Genomic DNA, 19,104 nt, shown 5'->3' with positions numbered 1-19,104 from the left:
TGGCGATGGCTAAGGCTTTAGGACGATTCTGAACTTGGTTGGAGAGTCTGTCGGGCTCCGGCAATTACGATCAAGCCTTGTCACAAAACATTGGCAGGGCCTGCTGATCTTTTTGGAGGACTATGAGTCGGCAAACACCATCGCCCGGCTCTGCCCCATCAGCAGGTCCTGATTCTGCTCGGTCACGTTGCGGATGTAGTCCCACAGCAGGGTGATCCGCTTGAGCTTGCGCAGGTCTTCGCGGCAGTACATCCAGAACTGCCGGGTGATGTCTATTTCCTCCGGCAGCACTGGCAGCAGGCGTGGGTCCTGGGCGGCCAGGAAGCACGGCAGGATCGCCAGCGAGCGCCCTTGCTGCGCCGCCACGTACTGGGCGATCACGCTGGTGCTGCGCAGGTTGGCGCTGGCGCCGGGCAGCACATTGGCCAGGTACAAGAGCTCCGAGCTGAACGCCAGGTCGTCCACGTAGCTGATGAATTGATGCTCGCTCAAGTCCGCCGGGCGGCGGATCGGTGGGTGCTGGTCGAGGTATTCCTGGGTCGCATAGAGCTGCAGGCGGTAGTCGCAGAGCTTGCAGCAGACATAGGGGCCGTGCTCCGGGCGCTCCAAGGCGATGACGATGTCGGCTTCGCGCTTGGACAGGCTGATGAAGTGCGGCAGCGGCAGGATGTCCACCGAGATCGCCGGGTAGGCATCGACGAAATGGCTCAGCTGCGGGGTGATGAAAAAGCTGCCGAAACCCTCGGTGCAGCCCATGCGCACATGGCCGGACAGGGCCACGCCCGAGCCCGAGACCTGTTCGCAGGCCATGTGCAGGGTGCTTTCGATCGACTCGGCATAACCCAGCAGGCGCTGGCCCTCGGCGGTCAGGACAAAGCCGTTGGTCCGGGACTTTTCGAACAGCAGGGTGCCCAGCGCGACTTCCAGCGAGCCGATGCGCCGCGACACCGTGGTGTAGTCCACCGCCAGGCGCTTGGCCGCGCTGCTGGCCTTGCGGGTGCGGGCCACTTCGAGGAAAAACTTCAGGTCGTCCCAGTTCAGCGAGCCGAGGGATGTGATGTTTTTTTGCATGATGGACCGGCTTTTATGTGCGTTCTTATTAGAAGTTTGCACATCTATACTCCAAAAACAGTCCGACAACCAACTCGCGACGCACGCCTCATTTCAAGGCGGTCCCACGCCTTGGCTCCCTGCATAAGAACCTCAAGAAGTCAGGAGACCCGTATGAACGCATCCCTCAAGTCCGACGGCACCACCTTGCAGCAGGTCAAGCTGCTGATCGACGGCCAGTGGGTCGAATCCCGGACCAGCGAATGGCACGACATCACCAACCCGGCCACCCAACAGGTGCTGGCCAAGGTGCCTTTTGCCACGGCGGATGAAGTCGACGCCGCCATCGAAGCCGCGCAGCGCGCCTTCCAGACCTGGAAGCTGACCCCGATCGGCGCGCGGATGCGCATCATGCTCAAGCTGCAGGCGCTGATCCGCGAACACTCCAAGCGCATTGCCCAGGTGCTCAGCGCCGAGCAGGGCAAGACCATCGCCGATGCCGAAGGCGATATCTTCCGTGGCCTGGAAGTGGTTGAGCATGCCTGCTCGATCGGCAGCCTGCAGATGGGCGAGTTCGCCGAGAACGTCGCCGGCGGCGTCGATACCTACACCCTGCGCCAGCCGATCGGCGTTTGCGCCGGGATCACCCCGTTCAACTTCCCGGCGATGATTCCGCTGTGGATGTTCCCGATGGCCATCGCCTGCGGCAACACCTTCGTCCTCAAGCCTTCGGAGCAGGACCCGCTGTCGACCATGCTGCTGGTGGAGCTGGCGCTGGAAGCCGGGATTCCGCCGGGCGTGCTCAACGTGGTGCATGGCGGCAAGGACGTGGTGGACAAGCTGTGCACCCACCCGCACATCAAGGCGGTGTCGTTCGTCGGCTCCACTGCGGTGGGCACTCACGTCTACGACCTGGCGGGCAAGCACGGCAAGCGCGTGCAGTCGATGATGGGCGCGAAGAACCATGCCGTGGTGCTGCCCGACGCCAACCGCGAACAGGCGCTCAATGCCCTGGTCGGTGCCGGGTTCGGCGCGGCCGGCCAGCGTTGCATGGCCACCTCGGTGGTGGTCCTGGTGGGCGCGGCGAAACAATGGCTGCCGGACCTCAAGGCGCTGGCGCAGAAACTCAAGGTGAATGCCGGCAGCGAGCCGGGCACCGATGTCGGGCCGCTGATTTCCAAGCGCGCCAAGGAGCGTGTGCTGAGCCTGATCGAAAGCGGCATCAAGGAAGGCGCCAAGCTGGAGCTGGACGGTCGCGACGTCAAGGTGCCGGGTTTCGAGCAGGGCAACTTCGTCGGCCCGACCCTGTTCTCCGGGGTGACCACCGACATGCAGATCTACACTCAGGAAATCTTCGGCCCGGTGCTGGTGGTGCTGGAAGTGGACACCCTCGACCAGGCCATCGCCCTGGTCAACAGCAACCCCTTCGGCAACGGCACCGGCCTGTTCACCCAGAGTGGCGCAGCGGCCCGCAAGTTCCAGAGCGAAATCGATGTCGGCCAGGTCGGGATCAACATCCCGATCCCGGTGCCGGTACCGTTCTTCAGCTTCACCGGTTCCCGTGGTTCCAAACTGGGCGATCTGGGGCCCTATGGCAAACAAGTGGTGCAGTTCTATACCCAGACCAAGACCGTCACCAGTCGCTGGTTCGACGATGACAGCGTCAACGATGGCGTGAACACCACCATCCATTTGCGTTGAGGAGTCGGCTCATGAAAATCGCATTCATCGGTCTGGGCAACATGGGCGCACCCATGGCGCGCAACCTGCTCAAGGCCGGGCATCAGTTGAACCTGTTCGACCTGAACCAGGCCGTGCTCAAGGAACTGGCCGAACTGGGTGGCAGTATCAGCACCTCGCCGCGCGCTGCCGCCGAAGACAGCGAGCTGGTGATCACCATGTTGCCGGCCGCGGCCCATGTGCGCAGCGTCTGGCTGGGCGACGACGGGGTGCTGGCGGGTATCGCCCATGGCACACCGGCGGTGGATTGCAGCACCATCGACCCGCAGACCGCCCGTGACGTGGCCGCGGCCGCCGCCAAGCAGGGCGTGGCCGTGGCCGATGCGCCGGTATCCGGCGGCACCGGCGGCGCGGCGGCGGGCACCCTGACCTTCATGGTCGGCGCCAGCGCCGAACTGTTCGCCACCCTGCAGCCGGTGCTGGCGCAGATGGGCCGCAATATCGTGCACTGCGGTGAAGTGGGGACCGGGCAGATCGCCAAGATCTGCAACAACCTGCTTCTGGGCATTTCGATGATCGGCGTCAGCGAAGCCATGGCCCTGGGCGATGCCCTGGGCATCGACACCAAGGTGCTGGCGGGCATCATCAACAGCTCCACCGGGCGCTGCTGGAGTTCCGACACCTACAACCCCTGGCCCGGTGTGATCGAAACCGCACCGGCCGCCCGCGGCTACACCGGCGGCTTCGGCGCCGAGCTGATGCTCAAGGACCTGGGGCTGGCCACCGAGGCCGCCCGCCAGGCGCATCAGCCGGTGGTGCTGGGCGCCGTGGCGCAGCAGCTGTACCAGGCCATGAGCCAGCGCGGGGAAGGGGGCATGGACTTCTCGGCTATCGTCAACAGCTATCGCAAGCCCCAATAGGGGTTTTTCCGGGAGCCCGCGTCGGGCGGGCTCCCGGTTTTTTACCATCTCTCTTACTTCAATGGACCTCGCTCCCCTGTAGCCCGCTGGCACAGGCCGGGATCGAGTGCGCCGTCCTCGGCAATTGCGCTTGTTCAGAAAAATCAATTCATCGGTTCATGACAGTCTTACAGCCGAATATCGCCCGTAATATCTGCACAGTAGGCGATGAAGTATTCGCAAGTGGCTTTATCGCGACAATGTATAAGACATGCCCTGGCAGTATCGGGATTGATAGCTAAGGTGATTTGTGTCGACAGCATCTCTGTCGAATGACGACATGTCATGGATATGGCATGTATATAAGGTTATATCAGGGAGATAGACCATGGCAGATGTTCTGAGATACGGAGACAAAGTTCATATCAAGAATGGTTACAGTAATTGGGATGGCGGTTATCTCGATACTTGTAATCATGCGACCGCCCCGAACAGCCTTTACGGCGTAGTCACCGCAACCACTCCTCATCGCGGCCCGGGTACTGGCACCTGGGTCATCGAGTCCGCGACAGGCAAGGCAGTAGGAACCGAGGTTGAAAGTTGCGATGTGATTCTGCTGTGGAACCTCTACAAGAACGAGGGTGGCTATCTGGACACCAATGGCCACGCGACAAAACCGTCGATCTATAACGTGGTCACAGCCCTCAAGGAGTCGCGGCCGGCGGATACCCTGCACTGGCGAATCTTCGCCGATACCTCAGATCCCAAGGATTTCAAGGTGAGGGAGGGGGATGTCGTGCACTTCCTGAATGGCTACAACGACGTGCGCGGCGGGTTCCTGGATACCTGTGGGCATGCCAGTGGCGAGGGCGTCAAATATGCGGTATCGACGACCCCCTATCTGAATCGGGACGGCAATACCGGCTCATGGAAAATCTCGAAAGCCAAAGACTAAGTGCCCGATACACCACCAGGCACCGGGATGTGCAAAAGGGGACGTTGAGACGTCCCCTTTTTAGTCGTTGGATTAATAGAGTTTCTAAAGTTTTAAGTGTGGGTCGTCTGCTTGGTTTTTTTGTTTAAGCAAGCTTGTTGGAAGTTTAAGTGGGCTGTCTGTATTCGCTGGGCATGAGATGAGTGAACTTCTGGTTGGCCAATATCATTAAGCCGGGAAGTGCATGGCGGGCGTGCGCCTTATTACTGTGTTTTTATAAAAAAGAGGCGCTCTTCAATGATATGAGCGCCTCTTGAAGTTTTGTGGAAAGTCCTTCGCCGGGCCGATCAGTCAGTTTGCAAAACTGCGGCCCGCATTTTCGGGCGTCAGGCGAAAACGAAATACTTGCGCACGGTCTCGACCACTTCCCAAGTGCCTTTCATCCCGGGTTCGACCACGAAGATATCGCCGGCGCGCAAGTGGATAGGGTCCATGCCGTCCGGGGTGATCACGCAGTAGCCTTCCTGGAAATGGCAGTACTCCCATTTCACGTAGTCCACGCGCCATTTGCCGGGCGTGCAGATCCAGGTGCCCATGATCTTGCTGCCGTCTTCGCTGGTGTAGGCGTTGAGGTTGACGGTGTGCGGGTCGCCTTCGAGTTTTTCCCATTTGCAGGCATCGAGCACCGGCAGCGGGTGAGTGTCGCGCAGAACGGTGATGGGGGCAGTCGCGGTCATGAGGACTCCGGGGTCTTGGCTGAGAACTGAAGTCGCACCCTATAGCGCCCGGCGCCCCATCAGTTGTCTGTACTCGACATCGGGGTGCCCAGAAACGCAGTAGCCGCCCGCGAAGTGTTGCCGCGGTTTGCATTGAAATTTCCGAGCGTGAATCAGTGATTTCCTTGCAGTTCTTGCGAAAGATTCCGCGGTCGCCGGAGCATTTCGCAAGAATCTTCACGGGCATCGCTCGTATGATTCAGGTCGAAGTGGCCGAGAGCAGCGCTATGAATACAACCCCAAGCTGGTGGGACATCAGCCCGCCCCTGAGTACCGTGACCCCGACCTGGCCTGGCGACACGCCGTTCCAGGAAGAGCGGGTCTGGCAGTATGGACCCGAGTGCCCGGTGAATGTCGGGCGCATCACCCTGTCGCCGCACACCGGGGCCCATGTCGACGCGCCGCTGCATTACAGCGCCGATGGCGCGCCGATCGGCGAGGTGCCGCTGGATGTCTACCTCGGCCCGTGCCGGGTCGTGCATTGCCTGGGCTGCGGCCCGCTGGTATTGCCCCGACACCTGGAAGGTCACCTCGACAACCTGCCCGAGCGGGTGCTGCTGCGCACCTATCGCCAGGCGCCGTTGAGCACCTGGGATCCGGACTTCAGCGCCGTGGCCAAGGAAACCGTCGAGCTGCTGGCCAGCCACGGCGTGCGCCTGATCGGCATCGACACCCCGTCCCTCGATCCGCAGCAATCGAAAACCATGGACGCCCATAACGCCGTGGCCCGCCATGGGCTGGCGATTCTCGAGGGCATAGTGCTCGACGAGGTGGCCGAAGGCGACTACGAACTGATCGCGCTGCCCCTGCGTTTCGCCCATCTGGATGCGAGCCCGGTGCGCGCCATCCTGCGGCCTTTGCCGCGATAATTCCTACAATAGTATTTACAACAACAAAGCTTCGACCCCACGCGCCCTCGATCAAGACTGGCGCCGGGTGATCGATCAGCCGCGACCTGACATGAGGAGCCCACGCGATGAGTCAATGTCCCTATTCGAGCAACCCGCCGCCCGATGGCTGGCATAACGCCGAACTGAATTTTTCCAATTCCATGAGCTACGGCGACTACCTGGACCTGGGGCGCATCCTCAATGCCCAGCACCCCTTGTCGCCGGATCACAACGAAATGCTCTTCATCATCCAGCACCAGACCTCGGAGTTGTGGATGAAACTGATGCTGCACGAGCTCAAGGCGGCTCGCGAGCACGTGCATCAGGGCCAGTTGCCGCCGGCGTTCAAGATGCTGGCGCGGGTGTCGCGGATCTTCGACCAACTGGTGCATGCCTGGGCGGTGCTGGCGACCATGACCCCGTCCGAGTACAAGTCGATCCGGCCCTACCTGGGGCACTCGTCAGGCTTCCAGTCGTTCCAGTACCGCGAGATCGAGTTCATCCTCGGCAACAAGAGCGAGACCTTGCTGCGTCCCCATGCCCATCGTCCGGAACTGCTCGAGGAACTGGAGCAGGCGATCGCCACGCCATCGCTGTACGACGAAGCCATCGGCCTGATGGCCAAGGCCGGGCTGGCCATCGACCCCGAGCGCCTGGCCCTGAACAGCCAGGCGCCGACCCAGCATGATGCGTCGGTGGAAGCCGCCTGGTGCGAGGTCTACACCGACCCGTCGCGCTACTGGGACCTGTACCAGCTGGCGGAGAAATTCATCGACCTGGAGGATTCCTTCCGCCAGTGGCGCTTCCGCCATGTGACCACGGTGGAACGCATCATCGGCTTCCAGCCCGGCACCGGCGGCACCGAAGGCGTCGGTTACCTGCGCAAGATGCTCGACACCGTCTTGTTCCCCGAGCTGTGGCGCGTGCGCTCGACGCTGTAAGCGGCAGGCCAGCAAAAAGGCCCGGCATTCATCGAATGCCGGGCCTTTTTGCTGGCTGAACCAGTGGCGTTGTAATCAGGGCCACCGCGTCATCGTTCATCGCGGGCAAGCCTCGCTCCTACGGTAACGATGTTCATCGCGAGCAAGCTCCGTTTCTGTAGGAGCGAGGCTTGCCCGCGATGGGCGCGCCGCCGTTGTCAGGCCACCGCCCGAGTACCAGCCCTGGCCACCCGCAGGCGGTAGAACACCCAGATCAGCGCAACCCACACCGGGATCGCGTAGACCGAAACCCGGATCCCGGGAATCATCAGCATCACGCTGACGATCATCAGCATGAAGGCCAGGCACAGGTAGTTGCTGAACGGGAACCAGAAGGTCTTGAACGACGGCACTATGCCTTGCTGGCCCATGGACTTGCGGAACTTCAGGTGGGTCAGGCTGATCAGCGCCCAGTTGATCATCAGGGAGGCAACGACCAAGGCCATCAGCAGTTCCAGCGCTTCCTGCGGCGCCAGGTAGTTGACCACCACGCAGAGCAGGGTGATCAGCGCCGAGACGCCCAGGGCCAGCAGCGGCACCCCCTGTTTGTTCAGCTTCATCATCGCCTTGGGCGCGTCGCCCTGTTCGGCCAGGCCGTAGAGCATGCGGCTGTTGCAGTACACGCCGCTGTTGTAGACCGACAGCGCCGCGGTCAGGACCACGAAGTTGAGGATGTGCGCCGCGGTGTCGCTGCCGATCAGGGCAAAGATCTGCACGAACGGGCTGCCGCTGTAGGAGTCGCCGGAAGCGTTGAGGGTCTGCAGCAACTGGTCCCAGGGGTACAGCGACAGCAGCACGGTGAGAGCGCCGACGTAGAAGATCAGCACCCGGTACACCACCTGGTTGATCGCCTTGGGGATCACCTTGCGTGGCTCGCTGGCCTCGGCGGCGGTGATGCCCACCAGCTCCAGGCCGCCGAAGGAGAACATGATGAAGGCCATGGCCATCAGCAGGCCGGTGCCGCCATTGGGGAAGAACCCGCCGTGGCTCCACAGGTTGCTTACCGCAGCCTGCGGGCCGCCGCTGCCGCTGGCCAGCATGTAGCAGCCCAGGGCGATCATGCCGATGATGGCCACCACCTTGATGATGGCGAACCAGAACTCGGCTTCGCCGAAGAACTTCACGTTCATCATGTTGATCAGGTTGACCAGCACGAAGAACACCGCCGCACTGACCCAGGACGGGATTTCCGGCCACCAGAACTGCACGTACTTGCCCACGGCCGTGAGTTCGGCCATGCCCACCAGCACGTAGAGCACCCAGTAGTTCCAGCCGGCGAGAAAGCCGAAGTAACCACCCCAGTATTTGTGCGCGAAGTGGCTGAAGGACCCGGCCACCGGCTCCTCGACAATCATTTCGCCGAGCTGGCGCATGATCAGGAAGGCGATGAACCCGGCAATCGCATAACCGAGGATCATCGAAGGTCCGGCGGACTTGAGCACGCCGGCGGAGCCAAGGAACAGTCCGGTGCCGATCGCCCCGCCCAGGGCAATCAGCTGGATATGGCGGTTCTTCAAGCCACGCTTGAGTTCGCCGGGTTTCAGGATTTCATCCACTAATCACGCTCTCTTCTCATTGTTATCGGATCTATCCGTGTTCGCGGCCAGATCGCGGCTGACGGCGGACGGATCAGATATTACTCTCGGTGAACTTCTCGTAATACAGCTGAACGCTCTCAAGTCGCTGATCTTGCAACCAGTTCCTGATCGACTCGACCATCGGTGGCGGTCCGCAGACGTACATGTCCACCGGGCTATCACGCAGTTCGGCGCAGTCGAAATGCTCGGCGATATAACCGCGCTTGCCCGGCCAGTCCGCCGTCGGCTCGCTGATCACCGCAGTGTAGCGAAAGCCCGGCAGCTGGTCGGCATAAGCCTCGATACGCGCGGTTTCGCACAGGTCGGCGACGTTGCGCACCCCGTAGTACAGGTGCACCGGCTGGGTGCAGCCGTCGGCGACCAGCTGTTCGAGCATCGCCAGCAGCGCCGACAACCCGGTGCCTCCGGCCACCAGCACCAGCGGCCGGACGATATGGCGCAGGTAGAAGGCGCCCAGCGGCGCCTCCAGTTCGATACGGTCGCCGACCTGGCAACGTTCGCGGATGTAGTTGCTCATGGCCCCGTCGGGTAGCAGGCGCATGAGGAATTGCAGCTGCTGGCTGCCCGAGCGGTTGGCGAACGAGTAGGAGCGCTTGCTCGACGTGCCGGGGACCGACAGCCGGGCGTATTGCCCCGGCAGGAAGTCCAGCGCTGTCTGGTCGAGCTGCAGTTGCAGGATCGCCGTGCTGTCGGAGACCTGGCGCACTTCGCTGACCGTGCCGCCCAGCTGTGCGGGCCCCGCGGCACTGCACAGGCTGGAGTCGAAATCGAAGTAGAAGGTGGCATCGGACTGCACCCGGGTCTGGCAACTGAGCATCTTGCGCTGCTCCAGGTCCGTGCTGGAGAGGGCTTCCTCGTCCACGTAGTCCTGGCTGTAGGTGCCGGATTCGCAGCGGCCCTGGCAGGTGCCGCAGACGCCTTCGCGGCAGTCGAGGGGGATCTTGATGCCGTTGCGCAGGGCGGCGTCGAGCAGTATTTCGTTGGCGTGTACAGGGAAGAACAGCGTCTTGCCATCGGCAAAGCTGAACGCGACCTTGTGGTTCATGCCCGGTCTCCGTCAGAGGTGGTAGAAATCGAGCACCGAGTTGATGGTGTCGTTGAGCAGCAGCACATGCTTGCGGGTGATCAGCCAGCTGTCGCCGTGGGGCTTGAGGTTGTAGGTGGCATGGCCGAAGAACTGCTCGGCGGTGGCCAGGCGATAGAACAGCGTGTGCCAGTTCAGCCGCACTTGCAGGTTGCCATCGGCCTGCTCGGCGATCCGCACGTTGCTGATGTTGTGCAGGGTGCGCGGCATCGGAATGGTCGAGGCTGCCTTGCCGGTGCGGATACGGAACACCCGGTCTTCCAGGCCCGAGCGGCTGGCGTAGTAGATCAGCGACATGCCGCGCTTCGGGTCGGTGGTGTAGACATGCTCGGAGTCCCACTGCGGCAGGTGGAACTCGCTCTGCGGGTCGAAGAGTTCGAGGTAGGCGTCCCAGTCCTGGGCGTCGCACAGCTCGGACTTGCGGTAGAAAAACTGCTCGATATGGTATTGCAGTTGCGCGCTCATGTTCACACCTCACGCAGTTTCAGGGATTGTCTGGCCAGCCCGTCGAGGAGGAATTTCTGCCAGTTGCGATGCTGATTGACGTACAGCCCTTCGTGGGTGAATTCGGTGCCAGTCATGGCCGGCTGGATGCCGATGGCCTCGCTGTTGCGGGTCGGCCCGGTTGCCCAGCGGTGGCTGCCCCGGGAGATATCGCTCCAGCGTTCCAGACGGCCCTGGAAGCCGCGCTGGGCTTCGCGGAATTCCACCAGGTCGTCGGGGGTGCCCATGCCCGAGACGTTGAAGAAGTCCTCGAACTGGCGGATGCGGTTTTCCCGGTCGGCGTCGGACTCGCCCTTGACCCCGATGCACTGGCTGATGATCTCGGTCTTGTTCCAGGCCAGCGGGCGGATGATCCGCAGCTGCGAGCTGATCTGGTCGAGGAAGAACAGGCTCGGGTAGATGTTGAGGTTGCGCAGGCGGTGCATCATCCATTCGGCCTTTTCCTGGCCGTACTCTTCCACCAGCCGCGGCATGATGGTGGCGTAGCCGGAGCGCACCGACGGGTTGGGCATGTCGCTGAACAGCACGCTGTGGCCGTTGTTGAAGGCGAACCAGCCGTCGTCGGTGTTGGCGTCGCCGGCGCCGAGCTTGCTGTAGTCGAGGGTGGCGCTGGCGCCGCCGTTTTCGCTGTTGACCTGCTGGCGGTGCTGCACCGTGGCCACGTAGTTGTAGTGCACGGTGCTCACGTGATAACCGTCGAGGCCGTTCTCGTTCTGCAGTTTCCAGTTGCCGTCGTAGGTGTAGGCGGACTTGCCGGGCAGGACTTCCAGCTCACCGGTGGGCGACTGGGCGACCATCATGTCGAAGAACACCTTGGCATCGCCGAGGAAGTCCTCCAGGGAGTTGTCGGCGTGGACGTCGAGGCTGATGAAGACAAAGCCCTTGTAGCTGTCGATGCGGGCCTTCTTCAGGCCGCGGGTGGCCTTGTCGAAGCCCTCGGGATATTCCCCCGGCGCCTTGACCTTCACCAGGCGCCCGTCGCTCTTGTAGCACCAGGCGTGGAACGGGCAGGTGAAGGTGGACTGGTTGCCCTTGCCGACCCGGGTCAGGGTGGTGCCGCGGTGCTGGCAGGCGTTGATCAGCGCGTTGAGCCGGCCTTCGCCGTCGCGGGTGATGATCATCGGCTGGCGCCCGGCGCGCAGGGTGACGAAGTCGTGGTTATTGGCCAGCTCGCTTTCGTGGCAGGCGTAGATCCAGTTCTTCTCGAAGATCAGTTCCATCTCCAGGTCGAACAGCTCGGGTTCGGTGAACATGTCCCGGGCAATGCGGAATACGCCGTCGTCCGGACGAAAGTCCAGGCAGCCATCGATGAAGCTTTTCCATTGTTCTGTGTTTCTTGCACCACTCATGAGTGAGTACCTTTTTATAGAGGCGGTTTTATTCAGGCCAATCAGTGGGTGCATTAGAGGGAGTGCGGGGCAGGGGTGGCTATCCGCTTAGTCGGCCAAGGCCATCCATAAAATTGAATGGCGCTGAGGGCTTCTGTAGGAGCGAAGCTTGCTCGCGATAAACGATCACGCGGTGCATCTGCCAAAACGCGCCGTACCCATCGCGGGCAAGCCTCGCTCCTACAGGGCGCGGGGGTAACACCTGGGGGCTGAATACCCACGGCCGGCGCCCCAGGTGATCAACGGCTGCACCGCGATGTCGCGATGAGCTACTGTTTGGCGCAGTCTTGCGTGGGTTTTGCGCACCAGGTGGATGGGCTCTATCCACTTAGTTGGCGATTGCTATCCAGCCGGTTGGCAGTGCCGGGCGGTGGCGCAAAACTTGCTCTTGCAGGTCAGTACTTCAAATCAGACGCGCCGTCAGAGCGCGCAAAAAAATATTGCCGTGGGTGCGCCGTGATGAATAGCAAGGCTGATTCGCAGTTTCGCGATATTCGTATCGATCGCTACGACCTCGAGGGGGCGAGAAGCTGGATGTCCGGCATTTGCGGGCCGCACCGGCTCGAGACCAGCACCCCCGAGCGTATCCGCTTTCACCACAGCGCCAACGTGTTCAAGTCGCGGGCCACGACCCTGGGCACCATCGAATACGGCACCGACGTCACCATCGATATCGAAGACGCCGAGCGCTTCAGCAGCTACAGCCTGAGCCTACCGCTGAGCGGCGATCAGGAGTTGAGCAAGGATGGCCGGCTGCTGCGTTCCAACCGCGACCAAGGGGTGATCATCGCGCCCAACGAAAGCCAGATGCTGGCGATCTCCGGCGACTGCCGCAAAGTCCAGGTGGTGATTACCCGGGCGGCCATGAGCGAAGCGCTGGAGGCCTTGCTGCAACGGCCACCGGAAGCGCCGCTGCGCTTCGAGGCGGTGATGGATGCGGTGGAAGGGGCGTCGGCGTCCTGGTGGCGCATGGCGCGCTATTTCATCGCCGAACTGGAGCGCAGCAGCGAGCTGTACGAACAGCTGGCCTTCACTCGCGATCTGGAAAGCTCCTTGATCAAGGGCCTGATCCTGGCCCAGCCGAACAACTACTCGGCGGAGCTGCGCGAGGTGCTGGAGGTCAAGTTGCCCCACTACCTGGTCCGCGCCCGCCAGTACATTCACGCCAACGCCCGAGAGCCACTGTGCCTGGAGGACCTGGAAGCCGCCGCCGGGGTCACGCGCTTCAAGCTGTTCGAAGCCTTCAAGAAGTATTTCGCCCTGTCGCCGATGGTCTACCTGAAGAAGTACCGGCTCAACGCGGTGCGCCAGGAGATCCTCGAACACGGCTCGGCGCGGACCATTTCCGAAATCGCCCTGGGCTGGGGCTTCAGCCATCTGGGGCGGTTCTCCGCCGAGTACCGCAAGCTGTTCGGCGAGTCGCCCAGCGTCACCTTGCAGCGCCACGATGCGCGGCGCCTGGGCGGTTTCTAGGGCCTGTACCCCACAGGCCAGCCGTTTTACTTGCGCAGCACCAGGTCGAGCAGGCCGTCCTGTTCCTTGATTTTCTGCAGGACGATTTCCGAGCGGATGTCAGTGACCCCGGACGTGCGGTTCAGGTGATTGACGATGAAATCCGAGAAGTGCTTGAGGTTGCGCGCCTGGACCCGCAGCACATAGTTGCTGGCGCCGGTGATCACATAAGCGGTGACCACTTCCGGCCACTGCTGGACCTTCTTGATAAAGGTCTCGTGCCAGTCCGCCACGTCCTGGCGCAGCGACACATGGACGATGGCCTCCAGCTCGATCCCCAGGCGCTCGGCGTTGAGTACCGCGCGATAGCCGCTGATGATGCCTTCGCCCTCCAGCAGGCGCAGGCGCCTCAGGCAGGCCGAGGGCGAGAGGGCGACTTTCTCCGCCAGCTCCTGGTTGCTGATACGGCCGTCCTGTTGCAGGAAGTGCAGGATTCGCAGGTCTGTCGAGTCGAGAATCATGGTTGGCATTTATCCGCGTTTTTTTAAGTTGTAGTCGAATAATCTTCGAGGCTGTGCCGCTCTCATAGCGCATTTTGCACGAAAATTCTCCAGGGCTTCGTTCATTATTTCTTCACCGTGCAGCCGCCGATGCCGCCTCCGGCATTGCGTGCTGCCGTACGCCATAGTGAAAACAGGACCTCCCATGACAACAAGAAACCACTGCCTGGCCCTCGACGCACAGGACCCGCTGGCACCGCTGCGCAATCAGTTCGCGCTGCCCGACGGGGTGATTTATCTCGACGGCAACTCCCTCGGTGCGCGCCCGGTGGCGGCCCTGCAACGGGCGCAACAGGTGATTGCCGAGGAATGGGGCAATGGCCTGATCCGCAGCTGGAACACCGCCGGCTGGCGCGACCTGTCGCAGCGCCTCGGCGACCGCCTGGCCAAACTGATCGGCGCCGATGCCAACGAAGTGGTGATCACCGATACCACCTCGATCAACCTGTTCAAGGTGCTCAGCGCGGCCTTGCGCGTGCAGGCGCTCAAGGCGCCGCAGCGGCGGGTGATCGTCAGCGAGAGCAGCAACTTTCCCACTGACCTGTACATCGCCGAAGGCCTGACCGAGATGCTGCAGCAGGGCTATTCCCTGCGCCTGGTGGACAGCCCCGAGGAACTGCCCCAGGCCATTGGCGAAGACACCGCGGTGGTCATGCTCACCCACGTCAACTACAAGACCGGCTACATGCACGACATGCCGGCGGTGACCGCGCTGACCCACGAATGCGGCGCGCTGAGCCTGTGGGACCTGGCCCACTCCGCCGGCGCGGTGCCGGTGGACCTGAAGCAGGCCGGCGCCGACTACGCCATCGGCTGCACCTACAAGTACCTCAACGGCGGCCCGGGCTCCCAGGCTTTCGCCTGGGTCTCGCCGGCGCTCTGCGACCTGGTCAAGCAGCCGCTGTCCGGCTGGTTCGGCCATGCGCGGCAGTTCGACATGGAGGCGCAATACCGGCCGAGCAGCGGCATCGCCCGCTACCTGTGCGGCACCCAGCCGATCACTTCGCTGGCCATGGTCGAGTGCGGCCTGGAGATCTTCGAACAGACCGACATGGCCAGCCTGCGGCGCAAGTCGCTGGCCCTGACCGATCTATTCATCGAACTGGTGGAGCAGCGCTGCGCGGCCCATGGCCTGAAGCTGGTGACCCCGCGCGAACACGACAAGCGCGGCAGCCATGTCAGCTTCGAGCACCCCGAAGGTTATGCGGTGATCCAGGCCCTGATTGCCCGGGGCGTGATCGGCGACTACCGCGAACCGCGGATCATGCGCTTCGGCTTCACGCCGCTGTACACCCGCTTCAGCGAAGTCTGGGACGCGGTGCAGATCCTCGGTGAAATCCTCGACGAAAAAACCTGGGCCCAGCCGCAGTTCCAGATCCGCCACAGCGTGACCTGAAGCCCGCTACCTGTAGCCGCTGGCGCAGCCTGCGATCGGCGGCGCAGCCGTCGCAAATCCTGAGTCCATGGTCTGCCGGATAGACCCCGGCGCCTGGGAATGCGAGTCCTGCGGCCTCGATCGCAGGCTGCGCCAGCGGCTACAGGGTGATACCAGAACCGGCCAGGGACGGCTCGCGACACCGATCAACGCGTGCACACAATAATAAGAGGCTGATGAACGTGACCACGACCAACAAGGGTTTTGCAGCGATTTCCAACCGTGAACAGGGCTTGCGCCGCCAGCTCACGGCCGGCCAGATGAGCATGATCGCCATCGGCGGGGCGATCGGCACCGGGCTGTTCATGGGCAGCGCCTACGCCATCGGTTACGCCGGCCCCAGCGTGCTGCTCAGCTACGCCATCGGCGCGCTGATCACCCTGCTGCTGATGGGCTGCCTGGCGGAAATGACCGTGGCCCATTCCACCTCCGGCTCCTTCGGTGCCTACGCCGAGTTCTACATCAGCCCGCTGGCCGGGTTCCTGGTGCGCTACGCCTACTGGGCGGCCATCGTGCTGGCGGTCGGCGCCGAGGTCACGGCCATCGCCATGTACATGAAGTACTGGTTCGCCCACGTGCCGGAATGGGTGTGGATCGTCTCGTTCTCCAGCGTGCTGATCCTGCTCAACGCCATCAGCGTGAAAACCTTCGGCAACTTCGAGTACTGGTTCTCCACCATCAAGATCGCCGCCATCGTCGGCTTCATCATTCTTGCGGTGTACGTGGTGTTCGGCTCCGGCAATGCCGACTACGGCCTGCACAACTACAGCGCCCACGGCGGCTTTTTCCCCAACGGCGTGCAGGGCATGTGGATCGCAGTGATCGTCTCGATCTTCAGCTACCTGAGCGTGGAGATGATCGCGGTGGCCGCCGGCGAGGCCGAGGACCCGCAGCGCGCGGTGAAAAAGGCCTTCCGCGCGACCATGGTGCGGCTGGTGGTGTTCTACCTGCTGACCCTGGCGCTGATGCTGGCCATCGTGCCCTGGGTCCAGGCCGGCAAGGCGCAGAGCCCGTTCGTCACGGTGATGCAGACCATCGGCATTCCCGGCGCCACCGGGGTGATGAACTTCGTGATCCTGATCGCCGCGTTGTCGGCGATGAACAGCCAGCTGTATATCACCACGCGCATGATGTTTAGCCTGTCCCGTGGCGGTTATGCACCCAAGTCCATGGGCGCCCTGAGCAAGAGCGGGATCCCGCTGAACGCTTTGCTGCTGTCCAGTTCCGGCATCGGCCTGGCGACCCTGATCAACGTGCTGTACCCGGAAAGTTCGTTCACCCTGATGATGGCGATCTCGATGTTCGGCGCGATCTTCACCTGGTTCATGATCTTTCTCACCCACTACTGCTTCCGCCGTTACCACCAGCGCCATGGCGAGCAGCCGCTGTCGTTCCGCATGCGCCTGTTCCCCTGGAGCACACTGCTGGGCCTGGTGCTGATGGGCGCGGTGATGATCACCACCTACTTCACCGAGGCCTTCAAGATGACCCTGGTGTTCGGCGTGCCCTTCCTGGCGATCCTGACCCTGGCCTACTGGCTGTTCTTCAGGAAATCCCGGGCGCCGGCAGGGGCGCTGTCCAAGGTCTGACCCAAAACCTGTAGGAGCGAAGCTTGCTCGCGATCCGCGCAGCGGCCATTCACCGCAGTGTCGCGACGAACGCTATCGCGAGCAATCGAGCATCGACCGGCTGCTCCTACAGTTGGCCCAGGGTTTCCAGGAGAGCCTTGGCGTAGGCGGGCAGGGCGTTGAAGTCGCGGGCGCACAGCAGCAACTTGCGTTGCGCCCAGGCCTCCATCAGTGGCAGCACTGTGAGCGAGGCATCCGGCCCCCGGCGTTCGACGGCGGCCCGGGGCACCACCGCCAGCCCGGCGCCCCGGGCGACCATGCGCATCACCCCATCGAAGCCGTCGGCGCGGATGCGGATCGGCATCCGCAGCCCCAGGTGCAGGGCCTGTTCTTCCAGGTACACGGCCAGGGCGCTGTGGACGGCGAGGCCGACATAGTCGTGGTGCAGGCTGTCGCTGAAACTCACCGCCCGACCGTCTGCCAGCGGGTGGTGGGCGGGCAGGACCAGCACCAGCGGGTCGTCGCGAAAGGCCAGGGTCTGCAGGCCCTGGGTGTCCACCGCGTCGGACACTATCCCCAGGTCCGCCGCGCCTTGGCGCAGGGCGTGGGTGATGCGCAGGCTGGGCAGTTCCTGCAGGTCGATATCCAGGTTGGGGTGGGCGCAGAGAAAGTCCGCCAGCGGCTCCGGCAGGTATTCGGTGATCGCCGTGGTGTTGCACAACAGGCGCACCTGGCCTTTGACGCCCCGGGCGTATTCGGCCAGGTCCTGGCGCAGGTGTTCGGCCTGTTGCAGCAGGCCGCGCGCATGCTGGGCCAGGGCCTTGCCGGCGGGCGTCGGGCTGACGCCACGGCGGCCGCGCTGGAGGAATTCGGTGCCCAGGGAGGCCTCCATGGCGCGGATCCGCGCACTGGCGGCGGCCAGGGACAAATGGCTGCGGCTGGCGCCGGCGGTGATATTGCCGGCGTCGAGGATGTTCAGGTACAGGCGCAGGTCGGTCAGGTCGAAGTGCATGGGGCGGGTCCCTTGAAAGCGCCGCTGCGCGGCTATCGCGGGCAAGCCTCGCTCCTACAAGGACAGTGCAATACCTGTAGGAGCGAGGCTTGCCTGCGATAGGGCCATCACAGCCACTGAAAATCTCCAGCCTCTCGCCAATCAAGAGGCTGCCTCAGTATATGGCAGATTTTCAGCCCACCACCGTCGGCGCAGGATAGCGCCATGAACACTTCCCTCGCGTTTTACCAGAACCTCGGTTTGCTCCTGTCCCTGCTGGTGATCGGCACCTTTGTCCTGGCCGGCATGATCAAGGGCGTGATCGGCCTCGGCCTGCCGACCATTGCCATGGGCCTGCTCGGTCTGGCTATGGCGCCGACGCAGGCTGCAGCGCTGTTGATCATTCCGGCGACCCTGACCAATGTCTGGCAACTGGCGTTTGGCGGGCATTTGCGAGGCTTGCTCAAGCGCTTGTGGCCGATGCTGCTGGCGATCTTTATCGGCACCGGCCTGGGTAGCCTGTGGTTGGGCATCGACGGCGGGCGCTGGGTGGTGCGGGCGCTGGGGGCGGCGTTATTGCTCTATGCCCTGAGCGGCTTGCTGCTGCCGACCCTGAGGCTGCGGCCGCGAATGGAAGCCTGGCTGGGCCCGGCCTGTGGCCTGGTGACGGGCGTCATCACCTCGGCCACCGGGGTGTTCGTGATTCCGGCGGTGCCTTATCTGCAAGCCTTGGGGCTGCACAAGGATGAACTGGTGCAGGCCCTGGGGCTGTCGTTCACCGTTTCGACCCTGGCCCTGGCGGCCGGCCTGTACTGGCGCGGTGCCCTGGGCGGCGGCGAGCTCAGCGCCTCACTGCTGGCGCTGATCCCGGCCCTGCTCGGCATGTGGCTGGGTCAGGCGCTGCGCCAGCGCATCAGCGCCGTGCTGTTCAAACGGATGTTTTTCAGCGGCCTGGGCCTGCTTGGTGCTCACCTGCTGATCAGCGGCTAGCGGACGACGGGCTGAGCATGTCGATACGGCGGATATCGAAGTCGCGTTCCAGGTAATCCATGCGCTTGTCGAAGAACGCCTTCATGTGCGGCAGGTTGGAGTGCACGTCCAGGTGCACCTGGGATTCCCAGATCTCGTAGAAGATGAACAGGCTCGGGTCCTGCTGGTCGCGCAGCATGTGGTACTCGATGCAGCCGGGCTCGGCGCGGCTTGGCTCGACATAGGCGCGAAACAGCGCTTCGAAGGCCTCGGACATTTCCGGGCGGGTCTTGGCGTGGAGGATAAAGCCGTGCTGTTCGGACATGGGGCGGTTCCTGGGTAAGGG

At 62.9% G+C, this 19,104-nt stretch carries 18 protein-coding genes; 9 read left to right on the top strand and 9 right to left on the bottom strand.

The genetic code is table 11. The annotated features are described in order from the left end of the window. Positions 1-120 precede the first annotated feature (120 nt). Complete coding sequence (locus tag NRG23_RS15490; RefSeq protein ID WP_009046852.1) at positions 121-1,071, bottom strand: LysR family transcriptional regulator; 951 nt, start codon at positions 1,069-1,071, stop codon at positions 121-123. Between the two features lie 153 nt (positions 1,072-1,224). On the opposite strand from NRG23_RS15490, the gene NRG23_RS15485 reads away from it, so the two are divergent. From NRG23_RS15485 to NRG23_RS15475, 3 genes are all read left to right on the top strand, one after another. After that, positions 1,225-2,751, top strand: a complete 1,527-nt coding sequence (locus tag NRG23_RS15485; RefSeq protein ID WP_009046853.1) for a CoA-acylating methylmalonate-semialdehyde dehydrogenase — start codon at positions 1,225-1,227, stop codon at positions 2,749-2,751. An 11-nt stretch (positions 2,752-2,762) separates the two neighbouring features. Then, entirely contained in the window at positions 2,763-3,650 is an 888-nt protein-coding gene (gene mmsB / locus NRG23_RS15480) for a 3-hydroxyisobutyrate dehydrogenase (RefSeq protein ID WP_257375031.1), read from the top strand. A gap of 367 nt (positions 3,651-4,017) precedes the next feature. Continuing rightward, positions 4,018-4,584, top strand: coding sequence for a hypothetical protein (locus NRG23_RS15475; protein ID WP_028681603.1), 567 nt, complete (start codon positions 4,018-4,020; stop codon positions 4,582-4,584). Between the two features lie 365 nt (positions 4,585-4,949). Here NRG23_RS15475 and NRG23_RS15470 read toward each other — a convergent pair whose 3' ends face one another. After that, on the bottom strand, positions 4,950-5,300 hold the full coding sequence (locus NRG23_RS15470) for a cupin domain-containing protein (protein ID WP_007922165.1): 351 nt from the start codon (positions 5,298-5,300) through the stop codon (positions 4,950-4,952). Between the two features lie 266 nt (positions 5,301-5,566). On the opposite strand from NRG23_RS15470, the gene kynB reads away from it, so the two are divergent. Continuing rightward, a complete protein-coding gene (kynB, locus tag NRG23_RS15465; RefSeq protein WP_257375030.1) occupies positions 5,567-6,208 on the top strand; it encodes an arylformamidase in 642 nt (213 codons plus the stop codon). A 107-nt stretch (positions 6,209-6,315) separates the two neighbouring features. Beyond that, positions 6,316-7,170, top strand: a complete 855-nt coding sequence (kynA, locus tag NRG23_RS15460) for a tryptophan 2,3-dioxygenase (protein WP_257375029.1) — start codon at positions 6,316-6,318, stop codon at positions 7,168-7,170. A gap of 197 nt (positions 7,171-7,367) precedes the next feature. Here kynA and NRG23_RS15455 read toward each other — a convergent pair whose 3' ends face one another. The 4 genes from NRG23_RS15455 to antA form a co-directional block, all read right to left on the bottom strand. Continuing rightward, on the bottom strand, positions 7,368-8,765 hold the full coding sequence (locus NRG23_RS15455) for an amino acid permease (RefSeq protein WP_009046858.1): 1,398 nt from the start codon (positions 8,763-8,765) through the stop codon (positions 7,368-7,370). A 73-nt stretch (positions 8,766-8,838) separates the two neighbouring features. After that, entirely contained in the window at positions 8,839-9,852 is a 1,014-nt protein-coding gene (gene antC, locus NRG23_RS15450; protein WP_257375028.1) for an anthranilate 1,2-dioxygenase electron transfer component AntC, read from the bottom strand. Between the two features lie 12 nt (positions 9,853-9,864). Further along, positions 9,865-10,356, bottom strand: coding sequence for an anthranilate 1,2-dioxygenase small subunit (gene antB / locus NRG23_RS15445; protein ID WP_257375027.1), 492 nt, complete (start codon positions 10,354-10,356; stop codon positions 9,865-9,867). Between the two features lie 2 nt (positions 10,357-10,358). Then, positions 10,359-11,744, bottom strand: coding sequence for an anthranilate 1,2-dioxygenase large subunit (antA, locus tag NRG23_RS15440; RefSeq protein WP_009046861.1), 1,386 nt, complete (start codon positions 11,742-11,744; stop codon positions 10,359-10,361). Positions 11,745-12,242: 498 nt separating this feature from the next. Between antA and NRG23_RS15435 the strand changes: the two genes are divergently transcribed. Next, positions 12,243-13,256 carry a helix-turn-helix domain-containing protein gene (locus NRG23_RS15435; protein ID WP_257375026.1) on the top strand — a complete coding sequence of 338 codons (1,014 nt, stop codon included), beginning with the start codon at positions 12,243-12,245 and terminating at the stop codon, positions 13,254-13,256. A gap of 26 nt (positions 13,257-13,282) precedes the next feature. Here NRG23_RS15435 and NRG23_RS15430 read toward each other — a convergent pair whose 3' ends face one another. Then, positions 13,283-13,756 (bottom strand): Lrp/AsnC family transcriptional regulator, encoded by a 474-nt coding sequence (locus NRG23_RS15430; protein ID WP_009046863.1) that lies wholly within the window; start codon positions 13,754-13,756, stop codon positions 13,283-13,285. 184 nt (positions 13,757-13,940) lie between these two features. Here NRG23_RS15430 and kynU point away from each other — a divergent pair, with 184 nt between their 5' ends. Together kynU and NRG23_RS15420 are read left to right on the top strand one after the other, a co-directional pair. Next, on the top strand, positions 13,941-15,191 hold the full coding sequence (kynU, locus tag NRG23_RS15425; RefSeq protein WP_257375025.1) for a kynureninase: 1,251 nt from the start codon (positions 13,941-13,943) through the stop codon (positions 15,189-15,191). Between the two features lie 215 nt (positions 15,192-15,406). Then, positions 15,407-16,819 (top strand): amino acid permease, encoded by a 1,413-nt coding sequence (locus NRG23_RS15420; RefSeq protein WP_016704184.1) that lies wholly within the window; start codon positions 15,407-15,409, stop codon positions 16,817-16,819. A 106-nt stretch (positions 16,820-16,925) separates the two neighbouring features. Here the strand turns inward: NRG23_RS15420 and NRG23_RS15415 are convergent, their stop codons facing one another. Further along, positions 16,926-17,810, bottom strand: a complete 885-nt coding sequence (locus NRG23_RS15415) for a LysR substrate-binding domain-containing protein (RefSeq protein ID WP_038630550.1) — start codon at positions 17,808-17,810, stop codon at positions 16,926-16,928. 204 nt (positions 17,811-18,014) lie between these two features. On the opposite strand from NRG23_RS15415, the gene NRG23_RS15410 reads away from it, so the two are divergent. Then, positions 18,015-18,779, top strand: coding sequence for a sulfite exporter TauE/SafE family protein (locus NRG23_RS15410; RefSeq protein WP_257375024.1), 765 nt, complete (start codon positions 18,015-18,017; stop codon positions 18,777-18,779). On the opposite strand, the gene NRG23_RS15405 is transcribed toward NRG23_RS15410, so the two are convergent. Next, positions 18,769-19,083 carry a putative quinol monooxygenase gene (locus NRG23_RS15405; RefSeq protein WP_257375023.1) on the bottom strand — a complete coding sequence of 105 codons (315 nt, stop codon included), beginning with the start codon at positions 19,081-19,083 and terminating at the stop codon, positions 18,769-18,771. The two genes, NRG23_RS15410 and NRG23_RS15405, sit on opposite strands and share 11 nt — an antisense overlap. Between the last annotated feature and the right edge of the window lie 21 nt (positions 19,084-19,104).

Origin of the sequence: Pseudomonas sp. T8 (assembly GCF_024610635.1) — a bacterium.
GTDB classification, from domain to species: Bacteria; Pseudomonadota; Gammaproteobacteria; order Pseudomonadales; family Pseudomonadaceae; genus Aquipseudomonas; species Aquipseudomonas chlororaphis_I.
This window is presented reverse-complemented; position numbering and strand designations above follow the sequence as displayed.